General features: G+C 40.3%; 17 protein-coding genes and 2 tRNA genes. 6 read left to right on the top strand and 13 right to left on the bottom strand.

All coding sequences use genetic code 11. From position 1 onward, the window contains the following. Positions 1 to 6: 6 nt before the first annotated feature. From AAEZ02_RS07500 to AAEZ02_RS07545, 10 genes are all read right to left on the bottom strand, one after another. Positions 7 to 82: transfer RNA gene (locus tag AAEZ02_RS07500), tRNA-Lys, on the bottom strand. Between the two features lie 44 nt (positions 83 to 126). Then, positions 127 to 202: transfer RNA gene (locus AAEZ02_RS07505), tRNA-Lys, on the bottom strand. Positions 203 to 478: 276 nt separating this feature from the next. Beyond that, positions 479 to 1,216: a tol-pal system protein YbgF gene (gene ybgF / locus AAEZ02_RS07510; protein ID WP_101030576.1), complete on the bottom strand. Its 738-nt coding sequence runs from the start codon at positions 1,214 to 1,216 to the stop codon at positions 479 to 481. A gap of 54 nt (positions 1,217 to 1,270) precedes the next feature. Further along, the gene (pal, locus tag AAEZ02_RS07515) at positions 1,271 to 1,807 is read right to left on the bottom strand and encodes a peptidoglycan-associated lipoprotein Pal (RefSeq protein ID WP_101030573.1); all 537 of its coding nucleotides are present in this window, start codon (positions 1,805 to 1,807) and stop codon (positions 1,271 to 1,273) included. Positions 1,808 to 1,830: 23 nt separating this feature from the next. Then, positions 1,831 to 3,159, bottom strand: coding sequence for a Tol-Pal system beta propeller repeat protein TolB (gene tolB, locus AAEZ02_RS07520; RefSeq protein WP_335686289.1), 1,329 nt, complete (start codon positions 3,157 to 3,159; stop codon positions 1,831 to 1,833). A 42-nt stretch (positions 3,160 to 3,201) separates the two neighbouring features. Then, positions 3,202 to 4,164: a cell envelope integrity protein TolA gene (gene tolA / locus AAEZ02_RS07525; protein ID WP_101030567.1), complete on the bottom strand. Its 963-nt coding sequence runs from the start codon at positions 4,162 to 4,164 to the stop codon at positions 3,202 to 3,204. Next, positions 4,165 to 4,593: a protein TolR gene (gene tolR / locus AAEZ02_RS07530; RefSeq protein WP_101030564.1), complete on the bottom strand. Its 429-nt coding sequence runs from the start codon at positions 4,591 to 4,593 to the stop codon at positions 4,165 to 4,167. After that, the gene (gene tolQ / locus AAEZ02_RS07535) at positions 4,593 to 5,282 is read right to left on the bottom strand and encodes a protein TolQ (protein ID WP_101030561.1); all 690 of its coding nucleotides are present in this window, start codon (positions 5,280 to 5,282) and stop codon (positions 4,593 to 4,595) included. The genes tolR and tolQ overlap by 1 nt, the downstream gene beginning before the upstream one ends. Beyond that, the gene (ybgC, locus tag AAEZ02_RS07540; protein ID WP_101030557.1) at positions 5,272 to 5,673 is read right to left on the bottom strand and encodes a tol-pal system-associated acyl-CoA thioesterase; all 402 of its coding nucleotides are present in this window, start codon (positions 5,671 to 5,673) and stop codon (positions 5,272 to 5,274) included. The genes tolQ and ybgC overlap by 11 nt, the downstream gene beginning before the upstream one ends. A 1,383-nt stretch (positions 5,674 to 7,056) precedes the next feature. After that, a complete protein-coding gene (locus AAEZ02_RS07545) occupies positions 7,057 to 7,926 on the bottom strand; it encodes a flagellar protein MotY (protein WP_335686290.1) in 870 nt (289 codons plus the stop codon). Between the two features lie 187 nt (positions 7,927 to 8,113). Here AAEZ02_RS07545 and rnt point away from each other — a divergent pair, with 187 nt between their 5' ends. Beyond that, positions 8,114 to 8,779 carry a ribonuclease T gene (gene rnt / locus AAEZ02_RS07550; protein WP_101030551.1) on the top strand — a complete coding sequence of 222 codons (666 nt, stop codon included), beginning with the start codon at positions 8,114 to 8,116 and terminating at the stop codon, positions 8,777 to 8,779. A gap of 141 nt (positions 8,780 to 8,920) precedes the next feature. Here rnt and AAEZ02_RS07555 read toward each other — a convergent pair whose 3' ends face one another. Continuing rightward, complete coding sequence (locus tag AAEZ02_RS07555) at positions 8,921 to 9,526, bottom strand: peroxiredoxin (protein WP_101030547.1); 606 nt, start codon at positions 9,524 to 9,526, stop codon at positions 8,921 to 8,923. 377 nt (positions 9,527 to 9,903) lie between these two features. Between AAEZ02_RS07555 and AAEZ02_RS07560 the strand changes: the two genes are divergently transcribed. After that, entirely contained in the window at positions 9,904 to 11,226 is a 1,323-nt protein-coding gene (locus AAEZ02_RS07560; RefSeq protein ID WP_101030544.1) for a Na+/H+ antiporter family protein, read from the top strand. A 131-nt stretch (positions 11,227 to 11,357) separates the two neighbouring features. Here the strand turns inward: AAEZ02_RS07560 and upp are convergent, their stop codons facing one another. After that, complete coding sequence (gene upp / locus AAEZ02_RS07565; protein ID WP_101030541.1) at positions 11,358 to 11,984, bottom strand: uracil phosphoribosyltransferase; 627 nt, start codon at positions 11,982 to 11,984, stop codon at positions 11,358 to 11,360. Between the two features lie 240 nt (positions 11,985 to 12,224). Here upp and purM point away from each other — a divergent pair, with 240 nt between their 5' ends. Both purM and purN read left to right on the top strand, forming a co-directional pair. Beyond that, positions 12,225 to 13,262 carry a phosphoribosylformylglycinamidine cyclo-ligase gene (purM, locus tag AAEZ02_RS07570; protein ID WP_101030538.1) on the top strand — a complete coding sequence of 346 codons (1,038 nt, stop codon included), beginning with the start codon at positions 12,225 to 12,227 and terminating at the stop codon, positions 13,260 to 13,262. Beyond that, a complete protein-coding gene (gene purN / locus AAEZ02_RS07575; RefSeq protein WP_101030534.1) occupies positions 13,262 to 13,906 on the top strand; it encodes a phosphoribosylglycinamide formyltransferase in 645 nt (214 codons plus the stop codon). Before purM ends, purN begins: the two co-directional genes overlap by 1 nt. 97 nt (positions 13,907 to 14,003) lie before the next feature. Here purN and cysB read toward each other — a convergent pair whose 3' ends face one another. After that, positions 14,004 to 14,981: an HTH-type transcriptional regulator CysB gene (cysB, locus tag AAEZ02_RS07580; RefSeq protein WP_351122509.1), complete on the bottom strand. Its 978-nt coding sequence runs from the start codon at positions 14,979 to 14,981 to the stop codon at positions 14,004 to 14,006. 388 nt (positions 14,982 to 15,369) lie between these two features. Between cysB and AAEZ02_RS07585 the strand changes: the two genes are divergently transcribed. Together AAEZ02_RS07585 and AAEZ02_RS07590 are read left to right on the top strand one after the other, a co-directional pair. Beyond that, a complete protein-coding gene (locus AAEZ02_RS07585) occupies positions 15,370 to 16,149 on the top strand; it encodes a hypothetical protein (protein ID WP_101030528.1) in 780 nt (259 codons plus the stop codon). A 923-nt stretch (positions 16,150 to 17,072) separates the two neighbouring features. After that, positions 17,073 to 17,528, top strand: coding sequence for a hypothetical protein (locus AAEZ02_RS07590; protein WP_351122513.1), 456 nt, complete (start codon positions 17,073 to 17,075; stop codon positions 17,526 to 17,528). Positions 17,529 to 17,671 lie beyond the last annotated feature (143 nt).

A 17,671-nucleotide genomic window follows, 5' to 3' on the forward strand; every position in this document is an offset into this window, starting at 1 on the left:
AAAAAGTGGTGGGTCGTGAAGGATTCGAACCTTCGACCAATTGGTTAAAAGCCAACTGCTCTACCAACTGAGCTAACGACCCATCTTGATATAGCCTTTAAATTATTTAACCACTATTTAAAAAAGTGGTGGGTCGTGAAGGATTCGAACCTTCGACCAATTGGTTAAAAGCCAACTGCTCTACCAACTGAGCTAACGACCCATCTTGGTTTTGCAAGAACTTATATTCTTACGGGAACAAAAGCCAACTGTCTCTATTTCAAGACCCACTGAGCTAACGACCCATCTTGGTAACTAAAAGACCATAACTTAAAACACAGAGACTGTAGACTAAGTAATTAACCTTCTAACACCCCCAAAAGGCTATGCCGTTCTGAGGGCGCCTATAATACCTTTTTCAATTTCTCATGCAAGCGCAAATGTATAATTTCTTGTTGTTTGCATGAAAAACAGACTAAGAGGCGGTTTTTTGGCTTAACTAGCCTTTTAATGCTAATAATTGCTGTTGAGCTAGTCGTGCAGAGGCACTGTCGGCATACTCTTTGATAACTTTGTTATAAAGCGCTTTAGCACCTGCAAGATCATTTTCTTCTTCTGCAATCATGCCAAGTTTGACCAAACTGTCGCCACGCTTATTTGAATCTGCAAATTGACTAACCACTGTGCTAAATGCTTGTTTAGCATCACTGAATTCATTTTTGTTGTACAACAATTGGCCTAACCAATAGTTTGCATTAGCTGCATAATTTGATTCTGGGTATTTGGCTATGAAATTACGAAAAGCAGGGATTGCTTCATCATATTTGCGTTCTTTAAGGACCAAATTCACTGCGGCCTCATAGCTTCCTGTTTCACCCAAAGTTGAACTAGCTGCTGCGACCGAAGTGGCATCCGCTTGAACTGGCGCAGCGGGTGTTGATGACTGAGCAGTAAGATTTGCAATATCTTCATACAGCTGTCGTTGACGCTGTAACATTTGATTCATTTGATAATTTTGTTGCTCAGTAATGCCTCTTAAATCCAACACTTCATTTTGCAATACATCCATACGACGTTGCATCTCAAAATCGCCTTGTTGCTTTGCTTTCATGATGCGCTCTAACCTTGAGACTCTGTCATCATTCGAACCTCCTGCAACATCTTCAACAGGCGCTGGAGCGGCTAAAACAGTTGCCGTTGTGAAGAACATTGCCGCAACTAATATGGCTTGTTTCATTTTTATCTCCTAAAAAAGGCCAACCGATAACGGTTGGCCTTGTTCTTCATACCTTTAGTAAACTAACACACCACGACGGTTTTTACCAAAACCAGTATCGCTACGAGAATAATCTAATGGCTTTTCTTCGCCATAACTGACTACGCTCATTTGGCTAGGCTGTACGCCCATACTCTGCAAATACTTTGCAATCGCTTTGCCACGTCGTTCACCTAGTGCAATGTTGTATTCAGGAGTACCACGTTCATCGGCATGACCTTCGATCAAAACACGAACATTTGGGTTTCCAACTAAATAATTACCGTGTGCTTGAAGAATTTCAGCATTTTCGCTTTGAACTTCACTGCGGTCAAAATCAAAGTAAATGATATTTTGACGACGTAATTCCTGTTCTTTTAAACGCTGCTGTTCTGCAGAACTTAGCACAGGTGCTACACCACCAGTTTCAACACCACCAGCACCATATTCACTACCAGTACCACTCATAGAACCGCTAGCATCAGTTTCCGAGTCTGAAGTTGAACTACAGGCACCCAGTGCCATAAGCGGAACTGCAACCAACATAGCTTTAAACAACTTATTCAGATCCATTTTAAATCCTTATCAATATCTATTTAGAGAAACGGAGACCATGCTGGTGACTTCACCTCGCCCTGGCCGACAGGCAATCTTGCTTTAAATCTGCCATCCATAGAAACAGCAGCTAACACTTGTTTACCTTGATGGGTTGTACCGTAGATAACCATAGTGCCATTAGGGGCAACACTTGGCGATTCATCAAGTTGAGTTGATGAAAGCACCTGCATAAAGCGTGTTGCAAGATCCATTCGAGCAATATGGAACTTACCGTTAGTACGGTTTACAAAAATCATACTACGACCGTCTGGGGTAATTGAACCACCTAGGTTCCATTCTCCTTCAAAAGTCATACGCGAGACTTTATTTGTATCTAAACTTACGCGATATAACTGCGGCTTACCACCACGTTCAGAAGTAAATAAAATTGATTTGCCGTCTGGGAACCAAGAAGGTTCAGTATCAATTGCGTAATGTTCTGTAATGCGTCGAGTTGTCTTGGTAGCAATATCGACGACATAAACTTCTGGCTGACCATCCTTTGACAATGTAACCGCTAACTTTTTCCCATCGGGAGAAAATGTTGGCGCGCCATTAATGCCATCAAAACTACTCACCAGAGTACGAGTTTGGCTATAGATGTCTTGAACAAAAATTTCGGCTTTTCTATTTTCAAAACTCACATAGGCTAAACGACGTCCATCTGGAGACCAAGCCGGTGACATCAATGGCTCTGGTGAACGTAATAACATTTGTTCATTATAACCATCATAATCAGCAATCATAAGATGGTAAGGTGCTTTTTGACCTTGTTTAACCACAACATACGCAATACGAGTTAAAAACGCACCACGGATCCCCGTGAGTTTTTCATAAACAATATCACTTATACGGTGACCATATTGTCTAAATTGGTTTGCACTGATAACGGTTTCACGACTTTCAAGCAATAACTCACTGTTATTCTGAGGCCCTTTTCCCGCTTGAAGCTGTGCTTTGACTAAATCAATCAACTCAAAACTCACTAAGTATTTATCAGCGCCATAGGGTTTAACCGTGCCAACAACAACTGCTTCAGCTTCTACATTAGCCCAGCTCTGAGCCGTAAAACCGTTTACTGAAGAAATAGTTGACTGTGGCAATGCACGCACATCAAGCGTTTTAAATGTACCACTGCGAGCCAAATCAGATGCGACCACATCAGAAATAGATTCTGGAGCAGGCCCTTGTCCTTGCCAAACAAAAGGAACTACGGCAATGGGTCTCGCGGCATCAACCCCTTCAGTAATCACAATCTCTAACGCTGCGCGCGCGGGAGTAGTTAACACTATCAATACCAGTGTTAGCCATTTAGCCAAATTTTTCATGGGACTCCTTTTACTCAATTCCATCATTAAATACCATTGATCTTAATTAAATTCCGGTGAAACAGTTAAATTAATTTCTTTTAATTGCTGATAAACAGCCGGTTCAGGCGATACGGGTAACCGTCCAGCTTTATTTATAGACGCTTTGGCCGCTCGACAAACTACCTGATCACCGTCCAACGTTTGGCTTGTAGTAACAAAGCCATCAGACGCTAAACGAATAAATACCCGGCAGCTTTTACCACGCATTGATTCATCAACTACTAAGTTACGTTGAATAGTGGCAATAATCATGGCTTTATACTTATCGACTTCTGACAACACTTGCCTATTACGCGTTTTAGAAAGCGAGTCTTGTTCTGCAGACATTGCCTCTGCCATTTCACGCTCTTGACGCGCTTTAGTGTCGGCTTCGGCTTTGCGTTTACGCTCAGCTTCTTCTTTGCGTTTACGTTCATCATCAGCTCGTTGACGTTCTTGTTGAGCTTTTTTCGCAGCAGCCTCTTCTTGCTTACGTTTTTCAGACGCTAGCTTGGCGGCATCTTCTGCAACTTTTTGTTCCTGCTCTTTCTGCTTACGCACAACTTCAGCTTTGTCTGCCCGATCTTTTTCAAGCCGTTGTTTTGCCTGAGCCGCTTTCGCCGCATCATTGGCCTTTTGAGTTTCCTGCTCTTTTTGTTTACGCTGGATCTCTAATGTCTTAATTTTGTCTTGCTCGCGTTCACGCTCGCGACGCGCTTCCAATGCTTTACGTTCTAACTCAGCTTGACGTACCTTTTCTTGATTAGCCACATCTTGTTTTTGCTTCTTTAATTGCTCAACTCTATCATTTACTTTCTGTTGATCAATCACAATAGCTTGCATGGCCGGCGCACTTGCCGCTGCAGTTTGCATTTGCTTGGGCTTATCATCAAAACTAATGCCTAGAGCAAGGATGACAATAAACCCAATATGAATACCGGCAGAAATAGAAACGGGTACGGTTAAATCTGATTTTCCAGCCACCTATTTCTCCTTCGGTGAATCAGTCATTAACCCAACGGCTGGCACACCAGCACCTTGCAAACTAATCATTAATTGAATAACGCTTTCATAAGGTATGGTGCGGTCAGCTTTGACTACCACGGGTCTTAATGGTTCAAGCTGAATTAATGCTCCGACTTCCGTAGATACTTGCTCTATGTCCATCGCTTGAGAGTTAGAGCTACTACCAGTATTCAAAAAGTATTGCCCAGCAGCGTCAATTGATGCCACGATTGGAGGCTTACTGTCAGGTGGTAACGATTCCGCATTACCCTGAGGTAATTCTACTTTAACCCCTTGCGAAACAATTGGCGCTGTCACCATAAAAATAATCAACAACACCAACATGACATCGATATAAGGTACAACGTTGATTTCTGCAATTGGACGATGACGTTTACGCTGATACATTAAACGGCTTCCTTCTCGCTATATGCTTGACGTTGCAATATGTTGGAGAATTCTTCCATAAAGTTAGCATAAGTCATTTCAATTTTATCAACTTGCGTTGTAAAACGGTTATAACCAATAACGGCTGGAATAGCAGCAAATAAACCCATTGCCGTTGCAATGAGTGCTTCAGCAATACCCGGTGCAACCATAGCTAACGTGGCATTTTCTACCGAACCCAGTGCGATAAAGGAATTCATAATTCCCCAAACGGTACCAAATAAACCAATGTATGGGCTAGTTGAACCAATTGTTGCCAATAGAGGCAAATTGTTTTCAAGTTTCTCCATTTCTCGCGACAAACTCACTCGCATTGCTCGAGATGTTCCATCCATAACGGCTTGTGGAGCTTTACTGTTTACTTTACTCAAACGAGTATATTCTTTGAAACCAGCCACAAACATGGCTTCTAAACCAGAGATAGCACTACCACGTGCAATCAATTCTTTATAAAGACGATTTAAATCAACACCAGACCAGAAAGTGTCTTCAAAACGTAATGATTTAACTCTTGCTGAAGTTAATAATTTGTTGCGTTGAAGGATCACGGCCCATGAGGCAATCGATAATGCCAACAAGGTCAGCATAACTAACTTTACCAACACACTGGCTTCTAAAAACAAACCAATAAATGAAATTTCAGCGTGCACTGTCAAACTCCTGAACAATATTTAGGGGAATAGCGCGGGGACGCATACGTGATAAAGATATACACGCAACAACCACTGTCGCTTCACAATAGCAATCACCTTGATGATCAACTAGGCGCTGGTGAAATACCAACGACACTTTTTTTAATTCTATAACCTTGGATTCAACAACTAAATCCTGTTCAAACTTTGCCGCTTTACGAAAATCTATTTCTACATGTTTAACGACAAAAGCAATATCTTCTGCCAACAGTTCTGCTTGGCGAACACCCAGTGCTTTTAACCATTGAGTACGAGCTCGTTCAAAAAATTTTAAGTAATTCGAATGATACACAACACCACCCGCATCGGTATCTTCGTAATAGACTGAAATAGGCCAAACAAACATAATTTGAACATCAATTTTAGGTTGTAAAAGTTGGCTTACTATACCGAGTACCAACACGCTTGTGAATAATGTACTAAGTGAAAAGCAGACTTTATTTTGCTCAAAATGCGCTTAAACACACGAAAAACCTCAGAAACTGTAAGAGATGAAGCTTTATTAATGTATTTTCCAAAAAAATTAACGACCTATTAAACAAAACATGGCATACAAATAAAACATTTATTGGTGACAACGGCCTAGTTCTAGCCACTTAAAAACCTAAAAAAGCCTTAAAAGCAACGCGGCCAAGGTGAACGTAAACCGCGCACTGCAACTTATCATCCCACGCCCTGTAAAATGTAAACATGAATAAAATATCATCTAATAATATTGGATGCTTACGTTGTCAGTAATCAAGTCTTCAGTGATTCAAGAAGGGAGATTATTCAGCGCGTTTATCACTGGATATGAACTTAGCCTCACAAAGACATTTTCGGAGTTTATTCTGTTTCAGATATAAGTAGCTTGATGATGTTTACCTTGGTTAAGAGCCATATTTATCAACATCAAGAAGATAAACATGCTTTATGTCACAGCAAGATATATTCTATTTGTTAAATAATATTGTTTTAAAATTAACTAATCCGAATAATTATGCATTAAATGTATATAACAAACTAAAAAACCACTATATAAGCCGTTCAGCGTATAAAAACCATATTAAGATCACTAAAAAGCATTAGTTTTACTAATCATAATGCGTATTTTTTCTAGTTTGCCAGATGAGTGTATTCATTCTACTATGACCTTGTTTTCAGGACACATCTGATTTAGATGTTGAAAACCAAGAACGCCAAACTGATGTAACCCAATACTTCAGTTATCCTTAGTTCTTATGTTTGACTTCCTTCCTTAAATTTGTTGATTGCAAATTATTTAGCCCACTTGGATTAAGTGGGTCTTTTTTTGCCTTTTTTTCAGTATCTTCATAAACAAACTTATAAGCGAACAAATTAGAGCATTTCAATTCAAGCCATTTAATGGAGAAAAAATTGAGTCTTTCTAATCAATATGGAGGAAAACGAGACACGCTTGCATCGCTTTACTCGTTAGGCTCTAAAAGAGCAACAATCGTTTGCAAATGACTCTTTTATATTAGTATTAGCTTGGTCTAACGAATGTTGAATGACCGCCGAGTGAGGCCTTATTGATGAGCGTTGATATAATGCCTTAGCGTGGAAAACCCGTTTATTGATTATTATTTATATCTCAATGGTATCGAGAAAAAGAGGCTACTGTGGCGGAATATACATACAACAACTGAATAAATAGATAGCTAATCTTGTTACGGGCTAAATAGGGTCAATACTGCGCTTAATAGTGCAGCTAATAATACATTAGGTGGGTTTATATCGGCTTGGTTATTTTAATCACAACTCTGCGGTTCATCTTACGTTCTTCAGCAAGGTCATTGCCAGTAACATGACGTTTTTCGCCATGCCCCTCGGTATGAATACGATCTTTAGTAATACCGCTAGCAATTAAAATATTTTTCACTGAGTCAGCCCGTTTATCTGACACCTTTTGGTTAACCAAGCGCCCACCGTAGCTGTCAGTGTAAGCATCAATAAGAACGAGTTCCACTTCAGAGTCATAAGACAAATAGCGCTGTATTTTTTGTAATTGGTGGGTAGAGAAACGCGTCAGATCGACCCCGCCTTCTTGGTAATGTAATACCGTAAAAGCAATATCATCAAAACTGTAAGGCAGCAAATTAGCTAAACAAGCGCGAAACTCACGATATTTACCGCCAAAATTAGCCGACGACAATCCCACTGCAACCTTAGCGTTGTGATTATACCAATCAGCATAGTAAAAAGTGGGTTCCATTCCTTGACTCAATTCATTCAACATCGACCAAGCGGCTTTTTTGGGTACTTCACCATTAAATTGCTTGTTATAAGTCAGTTGGGTGATTTCTTTGGAATTATGCCCAGGACGCCAACTCGGAGCTCGGCTAATTAATGTTGCCTTGGTCACCGCATCAGGCTTAAGCCACATATCTAAGGTGAAGTTTAAATTCAAATCTTTACCTGCCCTACTGGTAAACACCGCGCGACCATAGTCAGGAATATCATGTTCAAGACGACACTCTATCGGATTACTCTCACCAATGCGCCATGCTGAGTTTTCGAGCGACGCCACGTAGTGCCTCAAATCAGCATTAGCCGTTGAGCAAAGACACAAACTTGCGAGAATTATCAGTTTTCGCCACATAAAAACACCCTATATACCTGATTACATACCTTCTATCGGCCACAAAGTCAGTTCCTTTAGTCAACAATCATGTTTAATCGATGATAAAAACCACAATCAAACATGACACTGAGCTTGAGTTTGCGCATAATACTCGGCCTACATCATTTGCACCGATGAATGATAGCTATTGAGGATAAAGACTGTAATGACTGATATTTGCGACGCTAACAAGTTTAAACACCGCTTTCGTGGTTATTTCCCTGTTGTTATCGATGTCGAAACTGCGGGTTTTAATGCCAATACCGATGCGTTGCTTGAAATTGCCGTCAGCTTATTAAAAATGAATAGTGATGGGGTCATTGAACTTGATAAAACCCTTCATTTTCATATTGAGCCTTTTGAGGGCGCGAACCTAGAGCCTGAATCTTTAGCTTTTAATGGTATCGATCCCACCAACCCACTTCGTGGTGCGGTAGACGAAAAAGTCGCTTTGTTAGAGATTTTTAAAGAAGTCAAAAAAGCCCAAAAGGCAGTAGATTGTCATCGCAGTATTATTGTCGCTCACAATGCCGCTTTTGACTTAGGGTTTGTGAACAAGGCCATAGAACGAAACGGTTTAAAGCGCTCTCCTTTTCATCCTTTTGCGAGCTTTGATACCGCAACACTTGCTGGCCTTGCTATTGGGCACACGGTATTGGCTAAAGCGTGTAAAATGGCTGGCATCGATTTCGACAACAAAGAAGCGCATTCAGCATTATATGATACCGAACGCACCGCCGAATTATTTTGCCTTATCGTCAATCGTTGGAAAGCATTAGGTGGTTGGCCATTAGCCGCAGTGGAAGAGAAGAGCGATCCAGCCAGCGAATAATGGATACTAGGTAACCTCCGCTCGAGATAACAATTGCATCTCAAGCAGGCTATATCGCCTTAGAACGGTCGATAAAAATAGTAATATTACTCAATAAAAAAGCTGCCGAAGCAGCTTTTTTATTGTCTCTAATCCGCTAGATTATAGCTTGTCAGAGTTATCTCTTAAGTATGCTGCGACACCTTCTGTGCTAGCAGTCATGCCTTTTTCGCCTTTTGACCAGCCAGCAGGACAAACTTCACCGTGCTCTTCATGGAACTGAAGAGCGTCGATCATACGGATCATTTCGTCAACGTTACGGCCTAATGGTAAATCGTTAACCACTTGGTGACGAACTTGGCCTTCTTTGTCTACTAAGAAAGAACCACGGAAAGCGACGCCAGCTTCTGGATGCTCAACGTCGTATGCTTTACAAATTTCATGTTTAACGTCAGCAACTAGTGTGTATTTAACTTGGCCAATGCCCCCCTTGTCTACTGGAGTGTTACGCCATGCGTTATGAGTGAACTGTGAGTCAATTGAAACACCAATCACTTCAACACCACGCTTGGTGAACTCTTCCATGCGGTGATCAAAAGCAATTAGCTCTGATGGGCATACAAAAGTAAAATCGAGTGGGTAGAAGAAAATAACCGCAGGCTTACCTTTAATTGCGGTAGCGAGGTTAAATGTGTCAACAATCTCACCAGAACCAAGAACGGCTGCTGCGGTAAAATCTGGGGCTGGACGGCCTACTAATACGCTCATTATCTATCTCCATTTAATGGCTTAAACATTCAACAACGGTAAAGCGGTCTTGCTAATTGTGATCTACTTAACAATTGACTATGCCGTTGGGACTTATATCAGAGGTATACCATACATCTAATTTAGCGGACTTATAAGTTATTTCAAATGAAAATGGGTTTACCTGCTGAAAAATAAAACATGCTGACCCACTAAATAATAACTGTCGAATATTACAAAAATGATTTGCTGACATGACCTAGGCAAACATTATCCACAACGGAAGGTAATATTGATTGAAAAATCGGCATAAATAAGTAAAAAGTCGATATACGCTGGACAAATATGCTGTAGACGGTCAAGAATAGCCGCCTCACTTACTTTTATGAAATATAATTATGAATGCGGTTGTTATCGCGGTTTGCTTAATGCTTTTTTTAAGCTTTATTCGAATTAACGTTGTGGTCTCGTTGACCATTAGTGCTGTTGTGGCGGGTTTAGTCGGTGGATTAGATATTCATCAAACAATAGCAGCCTTTAATGACGGACTCGGCGGCGGAGCTCAAATTGCATTAAGTTATGCATTGCTTGGCGCGTTTGCGGCAGCATTGTCACATTCGGGCTTAACAACGTTAATTTCCCATTCAATTATTAAAAAGCTCGGCAAAGAACCCAATAGTGGTAATACTCAAGTGGTACGTTGGTTGTTATTGGTCACAATACTGTTAATGGCAATTTCATCGCAAAATATTTTGCCTATTCACATCGCCTTTATTCCGATCCTTATTCCACCATTATTACATGTCATTTCGAAGCTACATATCGACCGCCGTCTTATAGCCTGTATTCTAACGTTCGGCTTGGTCACCACTTATATGATATTACCTATCGGTTTTGGCGGAATTTTCCTCAATGACATCCTTTTAGCAAATTTGAACATTAATGGTTTAAATGCAGTCGGTGAACAAATTCCTAAGGCAATGTTATTACCTGCTATGGGCATGGTTGTTGGTCTACTCACGGCGATATTTATCAGTTACCGCAAACCTAGACAATATATTATTGAACAACCTGTGATAAATGACAGCATTTCAACCACGATTAGCCGAAAAAGTCTGTTGATATCATTATCAGCAATAGTGGTGACTTTAGTGGTTCAATTACAAACTGATTCAATGATATTTGGTGCATTAAGCGGATTTATTATTTTCCGTTTTTCAGGGATTATTAAACATGAAGTGAGTAAAGACCTGTTCGACCAAGGTGTGCATATGATGGCCAACATTGGCTTTATTATGATTGCAGCAGCAGGTTTTGCCGCCGTGCTTAAGTCGACCGGGGAAGTCGGCACACTGGTGACGTCTCTAGGCGACATGATAGGTGACAACAAAGCAATAGCCGCATTATTGATGCTTATTGTTGGCTTATTGATTACCATGGGCATTGGCTCTTCGTTTTCAACCATTCCGATTATCGCCACCATTTATGTACCGTTAGCACTCAGTTTTGGTTTTTCTGTCGCGGCAACCATTGCCCTTGTCGGTACCGCAGCCGCGCTTGGTGACGCAGGTTCGCCAGCATCGGATTCAACGCTAGGTCCCACAGCAGGTCTTAATGCCGATGGGCAACATGATCATATTCGCGACAGCGTGATCCCAACGTTCATTCACTATAATATTCCACTGCTCGTTTTTGGTTGGATTGCTGCGATGGTGCTTTAACATTCAAGAGCCGCCTACGGCTTATCAAGATAGAAATAAAAACGGGAGCCTCAATAAAGGCTCCCGTTTTTATGGTCTCGCACATGATGTTAATCATACCGAACCTGGGTATCTACAATCCGTATAACGAATTATTTGGTACCAAATATCTTATCGCCCGCATCACCTAAACCTGGCAAGATATAACCTTTCTCGTTTAAGCAATCATCAATCGCTGCAGTGTAAAGTTCAATATCAGGGTGAGCTAGTTCAAGGGCTTTAATGCCTTCAGGCGCAGCAACCAAAACTAAAGCTCTAATTGAAGTACAACCACGTTTTTTCAGCAGGTCGATTGTCGCAATCATTGAACCGCCAGTGGCTAACATTGGGTCAACCACTAAAGCGATACGCTCGTCTACATTACTGACTATTTTTTCAAAATAAGGCACAGGCTGAAGTGTTTCTTCATCACGATAGATACCGACAACAGAAATACGTGCACTGGGAAGATGCTCAAGTACGCCATCCATCATGCCTAAACCCGCACGTAAAATAGGCACTACAGTCACTTTTTTACCTTTAAGTTGCTCAATATTGACCGGACCATTCCAACCATCAATTGTCACCGTTTCCGTTTCAAAATCAGCGGTGGCTTCATAGGTTAATAAACTGCCAACTTCTGTAGCAAGTTCACGAAATCGTTTGGTGCTGATATCCGCTTCACGCATCAAACCGACTTTATGACGAACCAGAGGATGCTTTACTTCAACGACTTTCATTTATTTCTCCTAGATTTCTGACTATTTCAGGCAAATTTGATAAATGTTAGACGATTTATCCTATCTATAAAACATAAAGTTTCAAAATTGCAGTAAATCGTGACCTAAACCAATAAAAATAGGTAATTCATCGTTTTATTTATAGGATAAAGTAAAAACATGACTTTCGACTCGGGACACAAACTGGTAGAATATCGGCGCATAAAATTCCATAAAACGATGTACCCTAGAGGATCCTCCGTGACCACTCCTACCCCCCTAAGTTACAAAGATGCCGGCGTTGATATCGATGCAGGTAATGCGTTAGTAAACAACATTAAATCAGCGGTAAAACGCACTCGTCGTCCAGAAGTTATGGGCAATTTAGGTGGTTTTGGCGCATTGTGCGAATTACCGACTAAATACAAACACCCAGTACTTGTTTCTGGCACTGATGGTGTTGGCACCAAATTAAGATTAGCCATTGATTATAAAAAGCATGACACCGTAGGCGTTGATTTAGTTGCTATGTGTGTCAACGACCTGATTGTTTCAGGTGCTGAACCGCTTTTCTTCCTAGATTACTATGCGACAGGTAAACTTGACGTTGCAACGGCGACCTCGGTTGTCAGTGGAATCGCAGAAGGTTGTTTCCAATCAGGTTGTGCATTAATCGGTGGCGAAACAGCTGAAATGCCCGGTATGTATGAAGGCGAAGATTACGATCTTGCCGGATTTTGTGTTGGTGTTGTTGAAAAAGCAGATATCATTGATGGTACAAAAGTAAAAGCGGGTGACTCACTCATCGCGCTTGGTTCAAGTGGTCCTCACTCAAACGGTTACTCGTTAATCCGTAAGGTATTAGAAGTCAGCAAAGCGGACCCGCAACAAGATCTTGCTGGTAAGCCGTTAATTGACCATTTACTTGAGCCGACAAAAATTTATGTTAAACCATTATTGAAACTGATTGAACAATCAGATATTCACGCAATGGCGCACATTACTGGTGGTGGATTCTGGGAAAATATCCCACGAGTACTTCCTGATGATTGTAAAGCTGTGGTAAAGGGTGACTCTTGGCAATGGCCAGTGGTGTTCGATTGGTTAATGACAAACGGCAATATTGCACAACATGAAATGTTCCTAACATTTAACTGTGGTGTAGGTATGGTTATTGCGCTGCCAACAGACAAAGTGGATGCCGCATTAGCATTATTAACCGCAGAAGGCGAAAATGCATGGTTGATAGGTGAAATTGCAACGCGTCAAGGCGACGAAGAGCAAGTGGAGATCATCTAATGACCCAAAGCTGTCGTGTTGTGGTATTGATTTCCGGTAAGGGCAGTAATCTTCAAGCTATCATTGATGGTTGTGACGATAACCTAAAGGCTGACGTTGTTGGTGTGATCAGTAACAAGCCGGATGCTTATGGATTAATTCGCGCTCATCAAAGCGAAATTGATACCAGTTGCGTTATTCCTTATATCAATGAAGTACGCAGCGATTACGATGCCCGTTTATTAAAAACAATAGAGAAATACCAACCAGATCTGATTATTCTTGCGGGTTTTATGCGTATTTTGACCGATGAGTTTGTTCGCCATTTCCTTGGGAAAATGATTAATGTTCATCCATCATTATTGCCTAAGTATACAGGATTACATACACATCAACGTGCTATCGATGCAGGCGACACTGAACATGGCGCTAGTGTGCATTTTGTTATCCCTGAACTCGATGCTGGACCGGTGATATTGCAAGCTAAAGTCCCTATTTACCCTGAAGATGATGCTGAAATATTAGCCAGGCGTGTTCATGAACAAGAACATGCTATTTATCCTCTGGTGGTAAAATGGTTTAGTTTAGGTCGTTTAGCGATGACTGATGGTAAAGCCTATTTGGATAACGAGTTAATTGGTGGATCGGGTTACGCGCCAGATTAATATCAATTAATCCGTGATTAAGCTTTTATATTGATTATAAAAAAACCTCGCCGATGAGCGAGGTTTTTTATACGATACACATTACCGATATTCAGTACTATCGTACCGGTAATGCCATGTCAGCAAACATTTCATCAATCAGTTGTTGATCTCGAAGCCCGACTGCTTTTTCAACCACGTCTCGGGTTAAATGCGGTGCAAAATGTCGCATAAAGTCATACATGTAGCTGCGTAAAAAACTACCACGTCTAAAGCCGATTTTAGTTGTACTATGAGCAAACAGATGACTTGCATCAATCGCCACTAAATCATTATCAACAGCAGGATCGATTGCCATAGAAGCAATCACCCCTACCCCAAGCCCTAAACGTACGTAAGTTTTAAGCACATCGGCACTGGTGGCACTAAATACCACTCGCGGATCGAGATCTGCACGTTTAAATGACTTTTCAATTTCAGACGATTTATCAAAACCAAAAACATAAGTCACCAATGGAAACTTGGCTAAATCTTCAATGCTAACTTTTGTTGATTGGGAAGCCAGCGGGTGATCACGAGTGACGACAATTGAGCGATTCCAATGATAACAAGGCAGCATAATTAAATCGGTATATAAATGCATAGCTTCTGTCGCAATTGCAAAGTCCGAATCACCTCTAGCGGCTTGCTCACTAATTTGTGAAGGTGTGCCTTGATGCATATGTAAATTCACTTTAGGATAGCGTTTGATGAATTCACCAATAATTTGCGGCAGAGCATATCGAGCCTGAGTGTCCGTAGTAGCAATATTCAATTCGCCCTGATTCGGTTTAGTATATTCTTCAGACACCTTTTTAATACTATCGACCTTGCCTAGTATATCATTAGCTATATCAATAACTTGCTGACCGGCTGGGGTTACATGAGTAAGGTGTTTACCACTACGACCAAATATTTGAATGCCCAATTCATCTTCTAACATTCTGACTTGCTTACTAATCCCAGGTTGTGAAGTATAGAGATTCTCAGCTGTTGATGACACATTTAGGTTGTGTTTCACAACCTCTGCAATATATCTAAGTTGCTGCAGTTTCATGGTTTTATCCTTGATTTAACCGTCACTCATCTGCAAAATATGCAAATAAGAACAAATCGATCGTTGTTTTACATAACAAGAACAATCGTTCAACTATAATAAAACGTTATATGATAAATGAAATGTAATACAAATAGGAATAACGAGCAAGTAAAATCACCTCTTAAATAATTCACTGAGCTTTTGATAAACATTGTGATTCATCTGTTTAATGATTTATCAACAAAACGACTTATTATTCAACGACAGCCGCGATAACATACGCTAAGATATAGAATCATTTTGATGATATTTTGTCAGGACTATTTATTCCAACATCAAAATAACTTTTAGTCATAGCTACTTGGCTATATTTACCATGTAATATGAAAGATAAAATGGAACGTTTATGTCCTTAATTTTGATATTAATTCTTATTGGAGCACTATTATTGCTGATTATCGGCTTTAGTATTGTCCAACAGCAAAAAGAGCGGGCAGAAGCCGAGCGTCGAATAGAAGTTTCTCGTCAGCGCGCCATCATAGATGAAACCGATACCGTCTTATCTAACACTGGCATGACACCATCTTCTAGCCATATCATGTTAGTGCTTTATCGCCGCATTCAAGATGCTTTAGAACAATCTATAGTCCATGCATCAGGCCAATTAAAATCTGATTATGAACGTCGTCTAGCCGACATCAAAATGCAAATAGCCTCAGTGTCTAATTCACCTAGCCAAGTCCCTGCGATTGAGAGCTTTCGTTTACCTGATAATGATAGACAAATTTTAGAATTAGTAAAAACACTAAAAAAACTTAAAGCCATTTTACGTGCGGAACATAATAAGGGAAAAGTTGATCCGTCTATTTTTGCAGAAGAAGAAATACGTATCGACAACCTTCAATTAAGAATAAATGTCGACTCTATGATTAGTAGGGCGCGTGCAGCTTGCTTTATGAAGCAATACGGTTCCAGTAAACAAATGGTCACGAAAGCCTTAAACACGCTACACATAATTAAAGCGCAAACGCCTAATGATCCTTTTATTGCTCGTAAAGTCGATGAAGCGAAACAACTACTGGATGAAATAATGGGCGCTCAAAAACGTAGTGAACCGAGTGCACCAAAACCGAAAAAAGAAGGTGATGATATTGATATGTTGTTTCAGCCGAAAAAGAAATGGTAAATATCTTTGTCGTCATCACAAAAAATAAAGCCTCGTAATGAGGCTTTATTTTTGCACGTAAATTCGATTCAAAATAAGTCTGCGCTACTTTTTAACCACACAAAAAAAACCCGCAGATACAAGGAATTAGCAAAATAATTTAGGTTCGTCAACAAGGTTGTCCACAGAATCTGTGGATAACATTAGTGGAATTAACGATTACTTATGATAACGTAATTACCATAAAACCAATAAGGCAAAGCAATTGCCAATCTGTATTTTTATTTTTATTAAGGTTAGTGTCACTCAACCTGTGTCACTCAACCTGTGTCACTCAACATGGAATGCATAATTAATATATGACATACCAGTTTGACCGCGTCAAGCCATTAGCATCAAAATCATCTCATTAAGCTGCCAATCGAACAAATATTAACTTATTAGCTCTATTTCTAAAAGACGCGACTACCCAGTAGATATTCCATTTTCGAGATCTAACGCAGCTCAGCCAGGCTACTGTATAAAATACCCTTGTCCTATGAGGGAATTCACCACAGCCCGCCAAAGCTGAAATCTGCCTGTAAAGAGTTACCCATTGCACTTCAACATGGGCTGACTGGTAAACAAATCAGTGAATGCACATCAAAGACCATTACATGGAAAAACTATCAGGCTGCTGAGTTGGGCTCTGACGGATTAAGATCAGAATAGTCGTGTCCTGATAGTGTTATTGTTATTGTTATTGTTAGTCGTGATGTGAGTGATAGCTCAATACAGCGCCATCATTTCCATAAACACGTTCTATCAGTCATAAAACAAAAAGCAAATTATGATCTGCGCTACAATTGTTCGTGGTGCCATTATTTATATGGACCTTAACCTTGTAACACTTGCCATAAACCGAGATACTGGTTAAAAATAATAATATTAGCTGTTAAAAATTTATGCTTAAAAAAATTACCTTGATAAAACTTCTCCCATTGTGCCTACTCTTCCTTCTCAGTGCATGCGGCCAATCAAATGAGCTAGGCGAACCTCAACTCACACCAGAACAGGTCTCATTAGGTTTCTTCGAAGCTATTTATGTTGATCGTGATGTTGATAAAGCTAAAAAGTTTGTCTCTGCAGATATCTGGGATGTGATTGACCATTACCATATTGCGTCGGCAGTACAACGGAATGTATTAGGTTTATCCATGAAGCAAGTCACAATGTCTATTGATGAAATTGATATCGATTTCTTCCGCAAATTTACCGACGACGTTACCGTAATAGTTAAGATGCAAGGACTAAAAGGTGGCCAAAAATGGATTGACGATCGCACCATTCGTCTCCATAAAAAAGGTAATACTTGGATTATTGTTGAAATATTACCTGAAAAGGGTCGCATTGAAGGTTAATGTTGGAGCGTACTGAGTCGCACATATTGACGACTTTGGTTGAGTGGAGCCATCATCACTCTGTACTGACAATAAAACGCTATGTATTCTTGCTAAAAATTATTGATCCACATTATTGATAGAAACAAACAATGAAAAATAAC

It is taken from the genome of Shewanella sp. T24-MNA-CIBAN-0130 (assembly GCF_040310185.1).
Classification (GTDB): Bacteria; Pseudomonadota; Gammaproteobacteria; order Enterobacterales; family Shewanellaceae; genus Shewanella; species Shewanella psychromarinicola.